Annotated in this window: 14 protein-coding genes; 7 read left to right on the plus strand and 7 right to left on the minus strand. The window is 74.3% G+C overall.

Annotated elements, in window-relative coordinates:
* Positions 1 to 114: 114 nt before the first annotated feature.
* Entirely contained in the window at positions 115 to 1,167 is a 1,053-nt protein-coding gene (locus OG982_RS05015) for a lytic polysaccharide monooxygenase (protein ID WP_266947989.1), read from the plus strand.
* Positions 1,168 to 1,209: 42 nt separating this feature from the next.
* On the opposite strand, the gene OG982_RS05020 is transcribed toward OG982_RS05015, so the two are convergent.
* The 3 genes from OG982_RS05020 to OG982_RS05030 all read right to left on the minus strand — a co-directional run bounded on the left by OG982_RS05020 (position 1,210) and on the right by OG982_RS05030 (position 6,829).
* The gene (locus tag OG982_RS05020; protein ID WP_266789362.1) at positions 1,210 to 2,067 is read right to left on the minus strand and encodes a triacylglycerol lipase; all 858 of its coding nucleotides are present in this window, start codon (positions 2,065 to 2,067) and stop codon (positions 1,210 to 1,212) included.
* A 170-nt stretch (positions 2,068 to 2,237) separates the two neighbouring features.
* On the minus strand, positions 2,238 to 3,239 hold the full coding sequence (locus OG982_RS05025) for a hypothetical protein (RefSeq protein ID WP_266947990.1): 1,002 nt from the start codon (positions 3,237 to 3,239) through the stop codon (positions 2,238 to 2,240).
* On the minus strand, positions 3,236 to 6,829 hold the full coding sequence (locus tag OG982_RS05030; protein ID WP_266947991.1) for a DNA polymerase III subunit alpha: 3,594 nt from the start codon (positions 6,827 to 6,829) through the stop codon (positions 3,236 to 3,238). Before OG982_RS05030 ends, OG982_RS05025 begins: the two co-directional genes overlap by 4 nt.
* A 170-nt stretch (positions 6,830 to 6,999) precedes the next feature.
* Here OG982_RS05030 and OG982_RS05035 point away from each other — a divergent pair, with 170 nt between their 5' ends.
* Positions 7,000 to 8,100: a DUF3533 domain-containing protein gene (locus OG982_RS05035; RefSeq protein WP_266789357.1), complete on the plus strand. Its 1,101-nt coding sequence runs from the start codon at positions 7,000 to 7,002 to the stop codon at positions 8,098 to 8,100.
* A gap of 12 nt (positions 8,101 to 8,112) precedes the next feature.
* Here the strand turns inward: OG982_RS05035 and OG982_RS05040 are convergent, their stop codons facing one another.
* The 4 genes from OG982_RS05040 to OG982_RS05050 all read right to left on the minus strand — a co-directional run bounded on the left by OG982_RS05040 (position 8,113) and on the right by OG982_RS05050 (position 12,844).
* Positions 8,113 to 9,372: a vanadium-dependent haloperoxidase gene (locus tag OG982_RS05040; protein WP_266789355.1), complete on the minus strand. Its 1,260-nt coding sequence runs from the start codon at positions 9,370 to 9,372 to the stop codon at positions 8,113 to 8,115.
* A 120-nt stretch (positions 9,373 to 9,492) separates the two neighbouring features.
* Complete coding sequence (locus tag OG982_RS31040; protein WP_353961818.1) at positions 9,493 to 9,567, minus strand: putative leader peptide; 75 nt, start codon at positions 9,565 to 9,567, stop codon at positions 9,493 to 9,495.
* 167 nt (positions 9,568 to 9,734) lie between these two features.
* Positions 9,735 to 11,390, minus strand: a complete 1,656-nt coding sequence (locus tag OG982_RS05045; RefSeq protein WP_266947993.1) for an amidohydrolase — start codon at positions 11,388 to 11,390, stop codon at positions 9,735 to 9,737.
* Between the two features lie 38 nt (positions 11,391 to 11,428).
* On the minus strand, positions 11,429 to 12,844 hold the full coding sequence (locus tag OG982_RS05050) for a cytosine permease (RefSeq protein WP_266947994.1): 1,416 nt from the start codon (positions 12,842 to 12,844) through the stop codon (positions 11,429 to 11,431).
* A 153-nt stretch (positions 12,845 to 12,997) separates the two neighbouring features.
* Here OG982_RS05050 and OG982_RS05055 point away from each other — a divergent pair, with 153 nt between their 5' ends.
* The 5 genes from OG982_RS05055 (at position 12,998) to OG982_RS05075 (ending at position 18,372) form a co-directional block, all read left to right on the plus strand.
* Positions 12,998 to 13,603 (plus strand): TetR/AcrR family transcriptional regulator, encoded by a 606-nt coding sequence (locus OG982_RS05055; protein ID WP_266947995.1) that lies wholly within the window; start codon positions 12,998 to 13,000, stop codon positions 13,601 to 13,603.
* A gap of 212 nt (positions 13,604 to 13,815) precedes the next feature.
* Positions 13,816 to 14,718, plus strand: coding sequence for an alpha/beta fold hydrolase (locus tag OG982_RS05060; RefSeq protein ID WP_266789347.1), 903 nt, complete (start codon positions 13,816 to 13,818; stop codon positions 14,716 to 14,718).
* Positions 14,719 to 15,066: 348 nt separating this feature from the next.
* On the plus strand, positions 15,067 to 15,231 hold the full coding sequence (gene fxsA / locus OG982_RS05065; RefSeq protein WP_266789345.1) for an FxSxx-COOH cyclophane-containing RiPP peptide: 165 nt from the start codon (positions 15,067 to 15,069) through the stop codon (positions 15,229 to 15,231).
* Positions 15,232 to 15,259: 28 nt separating this feature from the next.
* Positions 15,260 to 17,548: a radical SAM/SPASM protein FxsB, inactivated metallohydrolase extension form gene (fxsB, locus tag OG982_RS05070; protein WP_266947996.1), complete on the plus strand. Its 2,289-nt coding sequence runs from the start codon at positions 15,260 to 15,262 to the stop codon at positions 17,546 to 17,548.
* Positions 17,545 to 18,372, plus strand: a complete 828-nt coding sequence (locus tag OG982_RS05075; protein WP_266947997.1) for an aminoglycoside N(3)-acetyltransferase — start codon at positions 17,545 to 17,547, stop codon at positions 18,370 to 18,372. Before fxsB ends, OG982_RS05075 begins: the two co-directional genes overlap by 4 nt.
* Positions 18,373 to 18,379 lie beyond the last annotated feature (7 nt).

Consider the following 18,379-nt stretch of genomic DNA (forward strand, 5'->3'; position numbering starts at 1 on the left):
GGGAGGGGGTGGGGGGCCGTTAGTTTGGCCGGGCCAGGGAGGGCTGGCGGTGGCGTCGGGACCCCGTGGGGGTGGCGTCGCGCAGTCCGATTCCGTCTGTGAGGAGATCCACCCATGCCCGCACGCCGTACCGTCACCCGACTCGCCGCCGTTGGTCTCGCCCCGCTCGCGGTGGCCGCGTACGCCACCGCGCCTGCGGTCGCGCACGGGTCGATGACGGACCCGGTCAGCCGGGTCGCGGCGTGCTACGCGGAGGGGCCGGAGGCCCCCAAGTCGGCCGCCTGCAAGGAGGCCGTCAAGGCGAGCGGGGCGCAGGCGTTCTACGACTGGAACGCGGTCAACATCGCCAACGCGGCCGGGAAGCACCAGGCGTTGATCCCTGACGGGAAGCTGTGTTCCGCCGGCAACGACAAGTACCGGGGTCTGGACCTGGCCCGCGCCGACTGGCCGTCGAGCCCGATGAAGGCCGGGGAGCACACCTTCCGCTACAAGGGCACCGCCCCGCACAAGGGCTCGTTCGAGCTGTACGTCACGAAGGACGGCTACGACCCGGCCAAGCCGCTGAAGTGGTCGGACCTGGAGCCGGCGCCGTTCGCCAAGGTCACCGACCCGGGGATGCAGAACGGGGACTACGTCTTCAAGGGGACCGTGCCCAACAAGACCGGCCGGCACCTCATCTACAGCATCTGGCAGCGCTCCGACAGTCCCGAGGCGTTCTACACCTGCTCCGACGTGGTGTTCGGGAAGGACAGCGGTGGGAGCGGCAGCGGTGGGGCCGGCGTGCCGAGTGCCAAGCCCAGTGTGACGGCGAGTGCGGCGGCTCCCGCCGCGCCGACCGCCAAGGCGCCGACCGATCAGCAGATAGCCGCCGGGGAGGGCAAGTCGTCCGTGGAGCACAACGGGCACGGCGACAACGACCCGAAGACGAACGGGGAGTCGGCGCCCTCCCCGGTCGCCCCGGTGAAGGAGACGGAGGCGGAGGCGGAGCCGGAGGCGTCGCGGTCCGGGGCCGCGGTCCAGGCCCAGTCCGGTGACCTCGCCGAGACCGGCGGCAGCAGTGCCACGCCGGTGATCGCGATCGCCGGGGCCACGGCCCTGGCCGTCGGCGCGGCCGTGCTGTTCGGGCTGGCCCGTCGCCGTGCGACGACGACGGGCCGTCGTCCGTAGCCCCGCGGCCCCGTAGGGCGGACGGGCCCCTGCGCGTCGTCGTCAGCTGAAGACCGACGCGCAGGTGGTCCGTTCGGCGTTGGCCGGGTCGAGGGCGTTGAGCACCTCGTGCCACGCGATCCGGTCGGTCAGGCCGATGGTCACGTGTTCGGAGAAGTCCAGGGCGCACAGGTCCTGGAGGACCACATTGCGTACGTTCGACCCGCTCAGGAACGCGCTCCGGTACGGGGTGACCACCTCGTCGTACTTGGTCGCGATGACCGTGTACTTCACGCCGGGGACGGTGTCGCCGCCCGCGTTCAGCTTCGTGACGAAGGCGGATCCGGCGATCTGGTCGGCCAGGCCCGGGGTCGCCGCGCTGATCAGGTCCTCGGCGCCGGGGAAGTACGGGAGCAGCTGGGTGAGTCCGCTCAGGGTGGTGCCGTGGTTGTCGGGGGCGAGCCCGACCAGGGCGTTGACCTTGGGGGCGCCGCCGAGGAACTTGAGGTAGTAGTTCGGCATCATGCCGCCCTGGGAGTGCCCGACGATGTCGGTCTTGGCGGCTCCGGTGGAGGCGAGCACCTTGTCGACGAAGACGTCGAGCTGGCCGGCCGACTTGTCGATGGGACCGAGCCCGTTGAAGAAGGGCACGCCCGGCAGTTGTCCGTAGTCGAGGGAGTAGACGCAGTACCCGCGGTGGACGAGGTACGGCGCGAAGCCGAGCCAGTTGTCGACCGAGTTCCCGAAGGTGCCGTGCACGAGGACGACGGGGCGGGGATGGGCTGCTGACGGTTTGCAGGACCAGTTGTTCCAGCCGCTGCTCGGGGCGGAGGCGGCATGCGCGGCGCCGGTGGGGACGACGAGCGCGGCGGCGAGGGAGAGGACGGCCAGCGGGCGGAGCAGGCGTCGCCAGGGCAGCATCGATTGTTCTCCTTGCGGTCAGGGACATGCGTGGGGGTTCAGCCCGTGATCCGGATCACAAGGGGTGCTGCTGTCGCTAAATTACGGGCGGGTAGCAAGACTTGGAAGTTACGCGTCAGTAAAAAATGTGTGTCGCGGCCCGTCCCTGCGCTACTTCGCCCCCTGCGCCACTACGCCGCCCTGCGGAACGCGGCGGCCGGGCGGAACGTGGCGGCCGGGCGGACCGTGCCCGGGCCGAAGCGGGCGTTGGCCCGGTCGATGGCCGCCTCCACCGTCAGGCGGGATTCGCGGACCGGGTCCAGCGTGAGCTGCCGCGCCGCCCGGTCGGCGCCGGTCAGGTCCTCCGCGCGGAGCACCATGCCGGTCAGCCGGGCCCGTTGCAGTCCGGCCGCGTCCATCAGGCGGTACGCCAGGATCCGCAGGTCCTCGTCGTGCGCGGACGCCTCGGGCAGGCGCCGGGTCTTCTCCCAGCGGGTACCGCCCGCGAACCGCAGGGTCAGGGTCAGGGCCCGGGCGGCCTGGCGGCGGCCGCGCAGGGTCGCACCCAGCCGGACCACCAGACCGAGCAGCTCGGCCCGGGCGTGCGGGCCGTCCAGCTCCTCCCGGGCGAACCGGCTCCGGACCGCCACCGACGGGGGCAGGTCCCTCGGGGTGACCGGGCGCGGGTCGATGCCCCGGGCGCGCTCCGCGACCACCCGCCCGGCGCGCCGGCCCAGGATCCGCTCGACGACCCCGGGCGGGACCTCGGTCAGCGCCCCGACGGTGTGCAGCCCGTACCGGCGCAGCGCCTCGGCCTGGCGGGAGCCGAGCCCGTGCAGCGCCTCCACCGGCAGCGGTCCGAGGAACTCCGCCACCCGCTCCCCGGGCACGGCCAGGATGCCGCCGGGGCCCGGGATCCGGGCTGAGGCCATGGCGGCGACCGCCCAGGTGCCGGCGACGCCGATGCGGACGTCCGCGCCCAGCCGGGCCACCGCGCGCAGCCGGACCACCTCCGCGATGCGTTCGGCGTCCACCCCGAAGTACCGCTGGGCACCCCGGACCTGGACGAGGGCGGCGCGCGGCGGGAGGGCCTGGACCAGCGGGGAGAACTCCCGCAGCAGCTCCAGCACCGCGCGGTAGCCCTCCTCGGGCAGGACCGGGGCGCACCGGACGTGCAGGACCGCGCCGGTCATCCCGCGCTCCCCGGGCTGGAGTGCCACAGCTTGCGGCCGGTCGCGGCGCCGTTGCCGGGGGGCTGGAGGTCGGCCCACGGGTTCATCTCGTACCCGGTCGGCAGGTGGATCCGGCGGCCCCGGTCTCCGGTTCCCTCCGCGGCCCCGCCACCGGTCCCGTCCCCGGCCCCAGCCCCGTCACCGCCCCCGGAACCTGCACCGGCACCGCCCCCTGCACCGCCCCCACCCATCGGCTCCGACAGCCGGGCCGCGACCGCGTCCACCCCGCCCGCCGCCCGCAGTTCCACCAGCTCCGCCAGGTTCCAGGCCGCCGCGCCGACCACGCTCAGGCTCTGCGGGCCACGCCGCTGCACCACGCCCCGTACCAGCAGCAGGAAGGAGTGGAACACGGTGTGCGCGCACGCCTCGTGGCTGTCGTCGAAGAAGGCCAGGTCGACCAGCCCGGTCCCGTCGTCCAAGGTCGTGAAGATGACCCGCCGCCCGGACCGGATCGGCGGGGTCTGGGTGGCCGCCTTGGCGCCCGCGACCAGGACCGTCTGCCCGTGCGCGGTCTCCCGCAGCCGCCGCGCCGGGATCACGCCCAGCTCGGCCAGGAAGGCGTGGTGCTCGCCCATCAGGTGTCGCGAGGCGTCCATGCCGAGGACGCCCAGCTCGGCGCTGAGCCGCTCGGCGTCGGTCAGGTCGGGCAGCCCGACGGCGGCCGTGGACTTCCCACCGCCCAACGGGAGTTGACCGGCCCCCCGAGTGCCCGCCGCCCGCTGGGCGCCGTGCAGTTCGGACAAGTGGAGCAGCAGGTCGCGCCGGTTGGCGCCGAAGGCGTCCAACGCGCCTACCTGCGCGAGCCGTTCGGCCACCGGGCGACCCGGGTGCGCCCGGTCCCAGAAGTCGCGCAGCGAGGCGTACGGCTGCCCGGACTCGATCCGGCCCGCCTCCGCCTCGCTGATCCCGTGGACGTCGGCCAGGGCGAGCCGCAGCCCCCACAGCGGGGGAACATCGGACACCAGTTCGATACGGTGGGCGACCGCCGACCGGTTCACGTCCAGCGGCAGCACCGGCACGCCCCGCCGACGCGCGTCCGCCAGCAGCAGCCGCTTGGGGTACATGCCCGGGTCGTGGGTGAGCAGCCCGGCGTAGAAGGCCGCCGGGTGGTGGGCCTTCAGCCAGGCCGACTGGTACGTGGGCACGGCGAAGGCCACCGCGTGCGCCTTGCAGAACCCGTACGAGCCGAAGGCCTCGACGATCTCCCAGGTACGGCCGATCACCTCGGGCGAGTAGCCGCGCCGGCCCGCCGTCGCCGCGAACCAGACCTTGATCCGCCCCTGCGACTGCGGATCGGACAGCCCGCGCCGCACCCGGTCCGCCTCGTCCCGGCCGCAGCCGGTCATGACGTGCACGATCTCGATGATCTGCTCGTGGAAGACCACCACCCCGTACGTCTCGCGCAGCGCCTGCTCCAGGTCCTCGTGCGGGAAGCGGACCGGAGCCCGCCCGTGCCGGGCCTCGATGAAGGGCCGCACCATGTCGGCGGCGACCGGGCCCGGCCGGAACAGCGAGATGTCGACGACCAGGTCGTGGAAGGTGGCCGGCTGGAGCCGCCCCACCAGGTCGCGCTGGCCCGGGGACTCGATCTGGAAGCAGCCCAGCGTCTCGGCGGAGCGGATCAGTTCGTACGTCGCCCCGTCGCCCGGGGGGACCTGCGCCGGGTCGTCGAGGTCGAGCTCCTCCCCCGTGGCGCGCCGGAGTTCGGCGACCGCGTGGGCCATCGCGGACTGCATCCGTACGCCCAGCACGTCGAGCTTGAGCAGCCCGAGGTCCTCCACGTCGTCCTTGTCGAACTGGGACATGGGGAACCCCTCGCCGCTGCTGGGCACCACGGGGGTGCGGGCGAGCAGCGAGGCGTCGGAGAGCAGCACCCCGCACGGGTGCATGGCGATCCCGCGCGGCAGCGCGTCCAGCGCCTCGACGAGCTCCCACAGCCGCCCGTGTTCCTCCCCGCGCACGTCGCGCAGTTCGGGGAGTTCGGCGAGCGCGGCGCGGGCGTCGCGGGCCCGGATGTGCGGGAAGGCCTTGGCGAGCCGGTCGGTCTCGGCCGGGGCCATGGACAGGGCGGCGCCCACGTCGCGGATGGCGTGCCGGACGCGGTAGGTCTCGGGCATGGAGACGGTGGCGACGCGCTCGGTGCCGAAGCGGTCGATGATCCGCCGGTAGACCTCCAGTCGGCGGGCGGACTCCACGTCGATGTCGATGTCGGGCAGGACGTGGCGGCGCTTGGACAGGAAGCGCTCCATCAGCAGTCCGTTGGCGACGGGGTCGGCGTGCGCGATGCCGAGGAGGTGGTTGACGAGCGAGCCGGCGCCGGAGCCACGGGCGGCCACCCTGATCCCCATCGCCCTTACGTCGTCCACGACTTGGGCGACCGTCAGGAAGTACGAGGCGAAGCCGTGGTAGGCGATGACGTCGAGCTCCTCGTGCATGCGCTCCCAGTACGCGCGCTCGTCGGCGTAGCCGCGCAGCACCATGCCGGCGGAGGCGCGGGAGGCCAGTACCCGCTGGGCGGTGCGGTGGGCCGCGCCGACGAGGTGGGCCTCGGGGAAGCGGACGGAGCCGATGCCGAGGTCGTCCTCGGGGTCGACCGCGCAGGCTTCGGCGCTACGGCGGGTCTCCGCGAGGAGCCCGCGCGCGTCGGCGGGGCGCAGGCCGGCGGCCTGGGCGATCCGGTCGGCGGCCGCGGCCATGGCGGCGGGGTCCTTGAGCCAGCGCTCGCCGCCGTCGAGGGGGCGGCGGGGGTCGACGGGGACGAGGCGGCGGGCCGCGTCGAGGATGTCGGCGACCGGGCCCTGGCCGGGGTCGGCGTACCGGACGGCGTTGGTCAGCACGGCCGGGACACCCTGCTCGGCGGCGAAGCCGACGGTGCGGGCGGCCAGGCGCAGCGAGCCGGGACCGGTGCCGGGGCGGCCGTGGTGGACGGCCTCCAGGCGCAGGGCGTCGCCGTAGATCTCCCGCCAGGGCGCGAGCAGCCGCGCCGCGCGGTCGGGGCGGCCGGCGGCGAGTGCCCGGCCGACCTCGGAGCCGGGGCCGAGCAGTACGGACACGCCGGTGCCGCGCAGGGCCTCCCAGGGGAGTACGGGTTGCGGGCGGGCGCCGGAGCCGGAGCCGGGTGTCGCGCCGGTGCCGGTGCCGGGGCCCGCGCCGGGGGCCGGGTCCGCGTGGGCGGCGGTGACCATCCGGCAGAGTTCGGCCCAGCCGGTCGCCCCGTCGCGGGCCAGGAACACGGCGCGGGGGGCGGATTCGTCGATGAAGGCCCCGCCTTTGACGGGGGTCCGGCGGCGGTGGGAGGGCTCCGGACCCCGGGATCCCGTCCGGGGGGACGGGGCGGGCGACACGGCCAGGTCGACGCCGAACAGGGGGCGGATGCCGGCCGCCCCGCACGCCTTCGCGAAGCGCACGGCGCCTGCGAGGGTGTCCCGGTCGGTCAGGGCGAGGGCGTCCATGCCGCGGTCGGCGGCGCGCTCCGCCAGGCGTTCGGGGTGGGAGCCTCCGTAGCGCATGGAGAACCCCGAAACGGTGTGCAGATGCGTAAAACCAGGCACCCGCGGCCTCCTGCTTCGCTCGACCCCCGCTCTTCTTCGGTCCCGTCTCCACCATAGAGCAATTCGAATACCCGTGCGAAACACCAGTTCGAGTGGCCGGGGACGGGGGGTGTCATCCGTTCGGACCGTTCCTGCTGCGGTGGGGGCGGGGTACGCCGAGCGTGTGAGGCATGACGCAGCCCACCGACGCCCCGCCCGCCGGATTCCTCGCCGAGGTCAAGGACGCCGTCACCACGCGGGCCGCCCTGCTGGTCCTCGGAGTGCTGGCGCTCCAGCTCGCCTTCGTCGCCTCCTACATCGGCGCCTTCCACGACCCCGAGCCGAGCGAGATCCCCCTCGCCGTGACCGCCCCGGCCGCACCCGTCACCGCGCGGTCCGTCGAGCAGCTCGACGCGCTCCCCGGCAAGCCCCTCGACGCCCACGCCGTCACCGACGAGGCGGCGGCGCTCGCGCAGGTCAGGGACCGCGAGGTGGACGGCGCGCTGATCATCGACCCCGCCGGCACCACCGACCGGCTGCTCGTCGCGAGCGGCGGCGGGGCCTCGCTCTCCCAGGCCCTCACCGAGATCGTCGCCCGGGCCGAGCAGTCGCAGGGGCGCGACCTGCGCGTCACGGACGTGGTCCCGGCGGCCGAGGGCGACGCCCGCGCCCTGAGCGCGTTCTACCTGGTGGCCGGCTGGTGCGTCGGCGGGTACCTGTGCGCCGCGATCCTCGCGGTCAGCGCCGGCGCCCGGCCCGCCAACTCCCACCGCGCCGTCATCCGGCTCGGCGCGCTGCTCGCGTACGCGATCGTCGCCGGGCTCCTCGGCACGGTGATCGCGGGGCCGCTCCTGGGCGCGCTCCCCGGCAGCGTCATGGCCCTGTGGGGGCTCGGCACCCTGGTCGTCTTCGCGGTCGGCGCGATCACCCTGGCCTTCCAGGGCCTGGCGGGCGTGGTCGGCATCGGCCTGGCGATCCTGGTGGTGGTCGTCTTCGGCAACCCGAGCGCGGGCGGTGCCTACCCGTACCCGCTGCTGCCGCCGTTCTGGAAGGCGATCGGGCCCGCCCTGCCGCCGGGCGCGGGTACGTACGCCGCGCGCTCGATCGCGTACTTCCGGGGCAACGACGCGCTCGGCTCCTTCCTCGTCCTGGCCGGCTGGGCGGTCCTCGGCTCGGTCGCCACCGTGGCCTGCGCGATCTTCCGGAGGGGCCGCAGGGACCGCGCCGACCTCGCGGACACCCTCCGCGAGGACGAGACGGCGCCCGCCGGGCCGAGCAGACCCGCGACCTGATCACGCCACGGCTCAGCCCAGCGGCTCCAGCAGCCGCTCCGCACCCCGCAGCGCGTGCCGGCCGACCGCCTTGCCGAGGACGACGCCCGCCTCGTCGGCGGAGCGGGTGTGGATCCCCGAGAGGATGCGCGCCTCGACGTTGTCCCGCGTCAGCTGCTCCCAGCCCGTGTACGTGCGGGTGACCCCGGGCGCGGTCGGGCTCGTCAGCGTGAACGGCGCGGTGCGCGCCCCGGTGAGGGCGTCCAGGACCGCCTCCGCGGCCCCCGCGTACGTGGCGTGGCCGCTGGGGTAGTCCGGGTGGGCCGGGGTCTCGTGGAGCGGGGTCCAGGCCGGGTCGGTGCCGATGGAGCCGGTCCGGATGGCCGTGACCGGGCGCCAGCGCGTGTACGCGTACTTGCTGTCCGAGGTGGCGATCTGGGTGTCGACCAGGGCGGCGTGGAACAGCGCGACCAGCCCCGCCCGCTCGGCGGTCGAGCCGTGCGACCGGGTCAGGGCCACCCGCAGCGGCTCGGTGTAGAGGGTCAGCGAGGAGCCGTACCAGAAGGTGGCCGTCTCGGTCTGCCGCGCCGTGCGCACGGCGCTGTCGGCCTTCCCGTACGCCCGCACCTCCGCCAGGTCGGCCCGGTACCGGCGCGAGTCGAGCGCGGGCGGCGGCCCGAGGCGGTACTGGGACGGGGAGTCGAGCAGGAACGGCCTGGCCAGGCGGTTGCCGTACTGCACGGCGGGGGCGTAGCCGGCGGGCGTCGGCTGCCACACGCCGGGCGCGCTGGGCGGTACGGCGAAGGGCGCGTTCACGGACTCCGGGTCGAGGCCGTCGCCCTGGCGGGCGGCGAGCGCGAGCCGCGCCTGGCGGGCTCCGGCGGCGACGCCCCGGTCCTCGGCGCGGCCGTCGGGGATCCGGCGGAGGCTGGCGGCGAGCGCGGCGTCGAGCTCTGGGGCGCGGGCGGGGGCCAGCGCGACGAGGGAGTCGTGGACGGCGGAGGCGACGGCCGCGTCCTGGAACGCGGCCCGGTCGCGCCCGGCCGGGGCCTCCCGGGTCGCCCGCGCGGCGGCGAGCCAGCTGATGGCCCAGGTACGGCTGTTGGTGATCTGGGTGGCGGCCCCGGCGACGGCCACGGTCTGCGCGGTGGTGTCGTACCAGTCCCGCACCACGGCTCCGGGCGGGGCGGTCGCGGCCGTGGCCGCCGTGGCCCCGGCGGAGGGGACTGCGATCGAGGCGGACAGGGCCAGGGCGGCCCCGAGGGTGACCAGGGCAGAGCGGGACGACGTCACGGACACTCCTGGAGGACTGGATGGCTGGAGGACTGGCGGGACTGGCGGGACTGGCGGGACTGAAGAAACGGAGAAACGGAGAAACGGAGCGGGAGCCGGGAAGCCGCAGCGCGGAACCGGTCACCGGCAGAGCGCGCCGGAGACCCTCATCAAGTCGACCGCGCGCCGCTCGGCCGCAAACGCGGTGATCGCCATGCGCCGAAGCTAGCCACGGCGCACCCGGCACCGCAACAGCCCTTTTCCGTCACGGCAGTTCGGAAACAGACCTGTCGCAAGCCCGCCACTCGCCCGCCACGTGCCCGCCATACGCCGCCACGCGCCGCCACGTGCCCGCCACTGACAAGGCCCCTCCCCCACCCACCTCAGCCCGCCCGGTGGACCACCTCGCCCGCCACCACCACCGTCTCCGCGACCGTGCCCGGGATGGACTCCACCGGCACCGCGAAGATGTCCCGGGAGAGCACCACGAAGTCCGCGGCCTTGCCCACCGTCAGCGAACCCCGCTCCTCCTCCAGGAAGTTGGCGTAGGCCGAGCCCATCGTGTAGCCGTGCACAGCCGTCGCCACGTCCACCGTCTCGCCCGGCTGCCAGGCCGGCCCGTCGCCGCGCAGCGGGCGCCGCGTCACCGCCGTGTAGATGCCGATCATCGGGTCCATCTCGGCGACGTTCCAGTCGCTGGAGAACGCCAGCACCGCCCCCGCCTCGTGCAGGCTGCGCATCGGCCAGGCCTTGTGCCAGCGGCCCTCGCCCACGTTCCGCGCCCAGTCCTGCCCCGGCCCCGCGATCTCCGGCGCGCAGTGCCTCGGCTGCATGCAGGCCACCACCCCCAGCTCCGGGAAGCGGGGCACGTCCGCCGGGTCCAGGCACTCCACGTGCACCACCTGGTGCCGGGCGTCGCGCGGGCCGTTCAGCGCCCGCGCGTGCTCCACCGCGTCCAGCACGGTCCGGATCCCCCGGTCCCCGGTCGCGTGGACGAAGCACTGGAAGCCCCGCGCGTCCAGCTTCGCCAGCAGCTCCGCGAACTCCTCGGCCGGGTAGAAGGTCTCGCCCCGGTGCGCCCCGCACCCGCTGTACGGCTCCAGCAGCGCCGCCGTGCGCGGCTCCACCACGTCGTCGATGTACAGCTTCAGCGGGCCCACCCGCAGCCGGTCCCCGGCGAACCGCCGCGCCGCGTCGGCGAATTCGTCGAGGTCGGCGTCGCCCGTGCCGCGCGGGTGGAACAGCGCCGCGACGATCCGCGACCGCAGCCGCCCCTCCGCCCGGGCCCGCTCGAAGAGTTCCAGGTCGTCCAGGGAGTTCTGCGGCTCGACCACCGTCGTGATGCCGAAGCCGATCGCGTCGTCCAGGCTCTTGGCGAGGCGTCCGTACTGCCGGTCGGGCGAGGCCCACGGCACGCCGAGCTCGCGCAGTGCCCGGTGGCCGTCCCGGGACAGCCCCTTGACGGCGAAGTCCTTGACGAACCCGGTGGGCTCGCCGGTCTCCGGATCGACGGCCGCCGTCCCGAAGGGCAGGTCGACGCGGTCCCTGGAGACCCCCAGCCGCCGCATCGCCGCCGTGTTCAGCCACGCGGTGTGCACGTCGTACGAGAGGACGATCGCCGGGACGTCCCCGGTGACCGGGTCCAGGTCGGCGGCGCGGGGCATCCGCCCGCCGGGGATCGCCGAGTAGTCGAAGGCCTCGGCCTCGATCCACTCGGCGCCGGGGTTGGCCTCCCGCCAGGCCAGGATCCGCTCGTGGATGCCCTCCAGGGTGCGGACCCCGGCGAGCTGGACGCAGGCGTCGTCGGAGCCGAGCCGGACGTGGTTGTGGGCGTCGACGAACCCGGGCAGCACCAGCCGGCCGCCCGCGTCGATCCGCTCGGTGTCCGGTCCGGCCCAGGCGGCGGCCTCGGTGTCCGGGCCGACCCAGACGATCACGCCGTCGCGCACGGCGAGGGCCTCAGCCTCGGGGAGCGCGGGATCGACGGTGTGGATCCGGGCTCCGGTGAGCAGCAGGTCGGCGGGGCGGGGGCTGGACATGGGGCGGTACTCCTGTGCGACAGAGGGGATACGGGAGATCAGGCGGCGGGCGCGAAGGCGGTGACCCGGCGGCGTGCCAGGGCCCAGTAGACGAGCCCCGAGACGACCGAACCGCCCAGCGTGAGGTCGGCGCCCCCGAGCGGCGCCACCAGCGGCCCGGTCCACAGCTCGGAATCGCAGGTCAGGGCGGCGAAGGCCATACCGGCGAGCAGCGCGGCGAGCCCGGCCGGGTGGTAGCCGGCCCGGTACCAGTAGGCGCCCGCGCTCCCGGCGTGCAGCGCGTCGGCGTCGTAGTGGCAGCGGCGCAGCAGCATGTCGGCGAGGAAGACCCCGCCCCAGGGCGCGAACACGATGATCAGCAGGGAGAGGAAGGAGAGCAGGGCGCTGGTGAAGTCGGTCAGGAACAGCGCGGCGAGCGATCCCGCGGCGGTCACGGCGGCGCTGACGACGATCGCCCGGGACCGGCTCCACGGGATGCCGAGGACCTGGAGGTTCAGGCTGGAGGAGTAGAGGGTGATGATCGAGTTGGTGACGGAGCCGCCCAGGACCAGGGCCAGGAACACCGGCTTGAACCAGCCGGGCAGCAGCCCCTCGGCTCCGGCGACGGCGTCGGTCATGTCGGTCTGGGTGGCGGCCGCGACTCCGGCGACGCCGAGGGCGACGGAGGAGACGAAGCCTCCGAGGGCGCCGCTCCAGGTGATCGACTTCAGCGAGGTGGTCCGGGGCAGGTAGCGGGTGTAGTCGGCGGGCATCGGCAGGTACGAGAAGGGCCCTGCCAGCATGACGACGAAGGCGAGGCTCCACCCGGACAGGCCGGGCGCGGCGGCCGCGGGGGCGCCGGTCTCGGCGCCGGGCAGGACGAAGACCAGCAGCGCGCCGAAGCCGGCGGCGAGGACGTAGGCCATCCAGCGTTCGGCGAACTGCACGGTGGCGTGGCCCCACAGGGCGACGGCGAAGGTCAGCGCGAGGGTGATCATCAGGGCGGCGGCGCGGGTGGGGTTCCCCCCGTCGCCGAGGCCGAGCTCGGTGAGGAACACCTCCAGCGCCAGGGTGCCGACGACGGTGTTGACGATGGTGTAGCCGATGCTCACCACCCAGTTCAGGACGCCGGCGGGGAAGTTGCCGCGGACGCCGAACGCGGCGCGGGAGATCACCAGGGTGGCGGTGCCGGTGCGGATGCCGCCGAGTCCGGCGGCGCTGACGGCGAAGAAGGAGAGCCCGCTGATCACGACGACGGCAGTGGCCTGCCAGAAGGAGAGCCCGAACGCGACGGCGAGGGCGCCGTTGATCACGTAGGTGAGGGTCAGGTTGGAGCCGAACCAGAGCCAGAAGAGGTCCTTGGCGCTGCCGTGCCGCTCCGCGTCGGGGATGGGGTCGATGCCGTGGGTCTCGACGCGGAACACCTCGTCGACGTCGGCCGTCGCCTCCTGCCGCACTGTCTCCTGCTGTCTCATGCGCGGTGCCCCTGACCTTGGATCCAAGCCCTCACGGGATCTTGAATGACGTTCTAAGTTCTTGAATGGCATTCAAGATGCGCCGCCGACCGGGGGCCCGTCAAGACCCTGTCCGGGATAAGGTCGGGGCAGGAAGATCAGGAAGGCGGACCGGTGGCGGGAGCGGTGCGGCGGCGCGACGGGCAGATCGCCCAGGAGCGGATGCTGGAAGAGGCCATGGCGGCGATCGCCGAGGACGGGCTGGCGGCCCTGACCATGTCGGCGCTGGCCGAGCGCCTCGGCACCAGCGGCGGCCACATCCTGTACTACTTCGGCAGCAAGGACCGGCTGCTGCTGGAGGCGCTGCGCTGGAGCGAGGACCGGCTCACCGCCGAGCGCACCGAGCTGCTGGGCCGCCGGGTCACCGCGCACCGCAAGCTCGCCCTGTTCCTGGAGCTGTACCTGCCGCGCGGCCCCCGCGATCCGCGCTGGACGCTGTGGATCGAGCTGTGGGCCCGCACGCCCGCCAGCGAGCAGCTGCGCACGGCCCAGCAGGACATCGACGACGGCTGGCAGCGCGATCTGGAGGCCCTGCTGGCCAAGGGCGTCGGCCAGGGGCGCTTCGACGCCGCCCTGGACGTCCCCGCCCGGGCCTCCGAACTGCTCGCCCTCCTGGACGGGCTGAGCACCCGGGTGGTGCTCGGCCAGCACGGCGCGGACCGCACCGAGGCCCTGGCCCGCGCCCACTCGGCGGCGTCCCTGCTGATCCCCCACCTCTGACGCCGGCCCCGGGCCCCGGGCCCCGGGCTCCGGGCCCATGACCTCCGCCCCATGACTCCTGGCCCGGACCCCCGGCCCCGGACCTCCGGCCTCGGGCCGCCACAACCGCCCGGGACGGCACACGAAGTTCCCCCCGAGTGCGCCCTACCGCCCTCCTCCCCCAGCGCGCACAATCACCGTGACAACTCGCGTCGACCGTGAGGGGGGAACGCGTGCGCGATCAGGTGCGCGCCGCGGACGGACGCGCTCTGATGGTGGAGCGCTGGGGCGACCCGGAGGGCAAGCCGGTCTTCCTGCTCCACGGCATGCCCGGCAGCCGGCTCGGACCGGCGCCCCGGGGGATGGTCCTCTATCAGCGCCGGATGCAGCTCATCGCCTACGACCGGCCCGGCTACGGCGGCTCCGACCGCCACCCGGGACGCACCGTCGCCGACGTGGCCCAGGACGTGGCCTCGATCGCCGACGCCCTCGGCCTGGACACCTTCGCCGTCGCGGGCCGCTCCGGCGGCGCCCCCGGCGCCCTGGCCTGCGCCGCCCTGCTCCCGGACCGGGTCACCCGGACCGCGGCCCTGGTCCCGCTCGCCCCCCGGGACGCGGAGGACCTGGACTGGTTCGCCGGGATGGCCGCCTCGAACGTACGGGAGTACACCACCGCCTCCACCGACCCCGAGGAGCTCGCGGCCCGGCTGATCCCGCGCGCCGACGGCATCCGCAAGGACCCCGGGCGGCTGCTGGACGAGCTGCGCCGGGAGCTGACCGCGAACGACCGGATGATCGTCTCGGACTCGGGCCTGCGCTCGATGCTGCTGCGCAACTACCGCGAGGGGCTGCGCACCTCGGCGTGGGGGTGGATCGACGACGTCCTCGCCTTCAGCGGCCCCTGGGGCTTCGACCCCGCCGACATCCGCAGCCCCGTCCTGATCTGGCACGGGGAGCTGGACGTGTTCTCCCCCGTGGGCCACTCCCGATGGCTGGGCCGCCGGATCCCCGGGGCCACCACCACCATCGACCCGACCGCCGCGCACTTCGCGGCGCTGCGCGCGCTGCCCGACGTACTGACCTGGCTGCTGCGGGCCCTGCCCGCCCCGCCGCTCGGCGAACAGCAGCCCGCATGAGGGGAGTTGCCGGAAGCGTCGGCTCGGTCGACGGGCAGGCGGAGACGGTGGCGGGACACGTCGGGGCGGAGGCGGGCGCGAGCCGTGGTCAAAATCGTTGCCGCCGGGGCCGCCTGACGCCCGGTCCGGGCGGGTCCGCCAGGGGAAAAGGGAATTGGATCTTGTCATCAGGCGAACGGCCGAATACGGGACCCCGGGAAATGCCGGAGGCCTGCCGTAGAACGCTTGACCAGGCGTCATGCCTCAGTTGCCAATGGGGTGTGGACGAGTAAAGTCCACGCTTGACACCAGCATGTCGCTGTTGTCATTCACATGCCCATTCCACATGGCTTCCCCGAGGACGGTGTCGTGAACACTTCCGCAACCCCCCCGACCAGCACGGTCAAGGCCCGTCGGGTCCCGCTCTCCCGGATCGACGTCCGCAGCGCTTCCGCCACCGCGACGCTCGGTCGCGTACTGCCGACGGAATCCGGTCGCGCGGTCCAGGCGCCCATCTTCAACTCCGCGCTCTGACCCGGAAGTACGGCTCTAGACTGGCGCAATGACCGGCCTGATCGCTTTTCGCGAGATCGTCCTGAAAGTTCACAGCAGATGCGATCTCGCTTGTGATCATTGCTATGTCTACGAACACGCAGATCAGAGCTGGCGAGGCCGGCCGAAAGTGATCTCCCCCGAGGTCGTCACCCACACCGCGTCACGACTCGCCGAGCATGCCCGTGACCATGCGCTCCCCTCCGTCACGGTGATTCTCCACGGAGGGGAACCCCTGTTGGCGGGCCCGGCCCGGCTCCGGCTCGTCTGCGAGGAGTTCACCCGGGCGCTCGCCGGAATCGCGGACCTCGATCTGCGCATCCACACCAACGGACTCCAGCTCAGCCCGCGCCATCTCGACCTCTTCGCCGAATACGGCGTCCGGGTCGGCGTCTCCCTCGACGGCGACCGCGCCGCCAACGACCGGCACCGCCGCTTCGCGGACGGCCGCACCAGCCACCCCCTGGTCCTCGCCGCCGTCGCGCTGCTCCGTTCGGAGCCCTACCGCCACCTCTACCAGGGCCTGCTCTGCACGGTGGACGTGGCCAACGACCCCGTCGCCGTCCTGGACGCCCTCGTCGAGCTGGAACCACCCCGGGTGGACTTCCTGCTCCCGCACGCCACCTGGGAGACCCCGCCGCCCCGCCCCGACGGCGCCCCCGACGCGTACGCGCGCTGGCTGCTGCGGGTCTTCGACCACTGGGAGCGGCTCGGTCGCCCCGTGCCCGTGCGGCTCTTCGAGTCCCTGCTGTCCACCCTGCGCGGCGGGCCCAGCCTCACCGAGTCGCTGGGACTGGCCCCGACCGACCTCGTGGTGGTCGAGACGGACGGGACCCTCGAACAGGTGGACTCCCTCAAGAGTGCCTTCGACGGTGCGGCGGCCACCGGGTTCAACGTCTTCGACCACGCGTTTGACCAGGTCGCGGCCCATCCGGGGGTACGGGCCCGGCAGCTGGGCCTGGCCGGCGTCAGCGACTCGTGCCGCCGCTGCCCCGTCGTACGCTCGTGCGGCGGCGGCCTCTACACGCACCGCTACCGGGCCGGCAGCGGCTTCGACAACCCCTCCGTGTACTGCGCCGACCTGCGCGAGCTGGTCGACGGGGTGCAGGCCCGCACCGCGCCCCGCGAGAGCGCGCCGCAGCTGGCCGACCCCGCCGAACTCGCCCGCGCCCAGGAGGACCTGACCCGGGTGCTGCTGGCGCGCCTGCACGAGGACCTGGCGGGCCACCCCGAGTGGGCGCGGGCCTGGGAGGTGCTGGCCGAGGTGGAGCGGGCCGGGGCCGTCCGCGAGGAGGCCGCGGACGCGGTGGACGCGGTATTGGACCACCCGTTCACCCGGACCTGGGTGCTGACGGCGCTCGACGCCGTCCGGGACGGCGCGGGAGCGGGCGCCGGAGCGGGGCGCGAGGACGTCGCCGCCGAGGCCGCGCGCAGGCTGGCCGCGCTGACCGCCGCCGCCGTGCTGCGGGGCGGGCTGGAGCTGCCGGCCGAGGTGGCCTACCGGGACGGCGAGGTGTACCTGCCGACGCTGGGGCTGCTGCGGCGCGGGGAGCCCGCCGCCGACGGGCGGGCCGCGCTGCGCGCCGCCGGGGACGGGTACGCGGTACGGGACGGCCGCGCCGAGCACCGCTTCGGACCCGGCGCGGGGGACGCCCGCTGGCTGCCCGTACGGACCTGGTCGCCCGGGCCGGACGCGGCGCCGGTGGCGCTGGAGGACCTCGACCCGTACCGCAACTGCTTCGCACGGCCGCCCCGGCTGCGGCTCGGGACCGGCGAGGCCGGGCAGTGGCGGACCCGGCTGGACGGGGCCTGGGCGCTGCTGCACGAGACGGTCCCGGAGTTCGCCCGGGCCGCGCAGGCGGGGCTGACGACGCTGACCCCGCTCGCGGGCGGCCCCCGCTCGGTCGGCTGGGGCGAGGCCGGGCGGCACGGGCCGGGGGCGCTCGGGGTGCCGTACGCGGCGGGGGTACGGGAGACCGCGCTCGCGCTGCTCACGGGGCGGCGGCGGACCCGGCTGCGGGCCCTGACCGAGGTGACGGACCTGTACGCGCTCGACGGTGAGTGGCAGCACCCGTCGCCGTGGCGGGAGCGGCCGGTTCCGGTGTCCCGGCTGCTGGCCGACGTACACGAGCGGGTGGCGGTGGAGGCGTACCGGCGGGCGGCGGCGGTCCCGGAACCGGGCGGGGCGGACCGGATCCACCGCGCCCTGGACCGGCTGTCCGGGGCGGCCGAGCTGACCAGCACCGGCAAGCGCCTGGTGGAAGAACTCCGCTGGGAACTGAAGGGAGCCGGTGCATGACACCCCCGCCCAGCCCGGCCGCCCCGCCGACGCCGGCCGCCCCGCCCGGCGCGCTCGCCCTCGCCGTTCAGCTCCGCCTGCTCGGTGTGCGCCCCCGCACCCGGCTCCTCGTCCACGCCTCCCTCGGCGGCACCGGCCTGCGCGCCGACGCCCTGCGCGACGCCCTGACCGGGCTCCTCGGCCCGCACGGCACCCTGCTGGTCCCGGCGTTCACCCCGGAGAACTCCACCACCTCCAGCGCCCACCTGGCCCGGATCGCCGGTCTGACCGAGGACGAGGTGCGGGCCTTGCGCGACCGGATGCCCGCCTTCGACCCGGAACGCACCCCGAGCCAGGGAATGGGCGCCTTCGCCGAGGCCGTCCGCACCGCCCCCGGCGCGGCGCGCAGCGGGCACCCCCAGACCTCTTTCGCCGCGCTCGGCAAGGACGCGGAACGCCTCTGCGAAGGACATCGGCTCGAAAGTCATCTGGGCGAGGAGTCACCCCTGGGGAAGATGTGCTGGGAGGGCGGCCAGGTACTCCTGATCAATGTGGGATTTTCGGTCTGTACCGCTTTCCATCTCGCGGAGTATCGAATTCCCAAGCCCCCCTTGCGCATGTACGAGTGTGTGGTGAAGGTGAACCTTCCGGGAGCTCAGCTGCGGGAAGGGTGGACCGCGTACGAGGACGTCGCGCTGGACGACAGCGATTTCGCGGAGATCGGCAGGACGTTCCCGGAATCCCGGGTGCGCAGGGGGCGGGTGGGAGGGGTATCGGCCATGCTCTTCTCCCTTGCGGATGCCGTCGATCACGCGTTGGACTGGATGACCGAAAACAGACGCTGATTGACTG

The sequence above is a fragment of the Streptomyces sp. NBC_01551 genome, assembly GCF_026339935.1.
Lineage (GTDB): Bacteria > Actinomycetota > Actinomycetes > Streptomycetales > Streptomycetaceae > Streptomyces.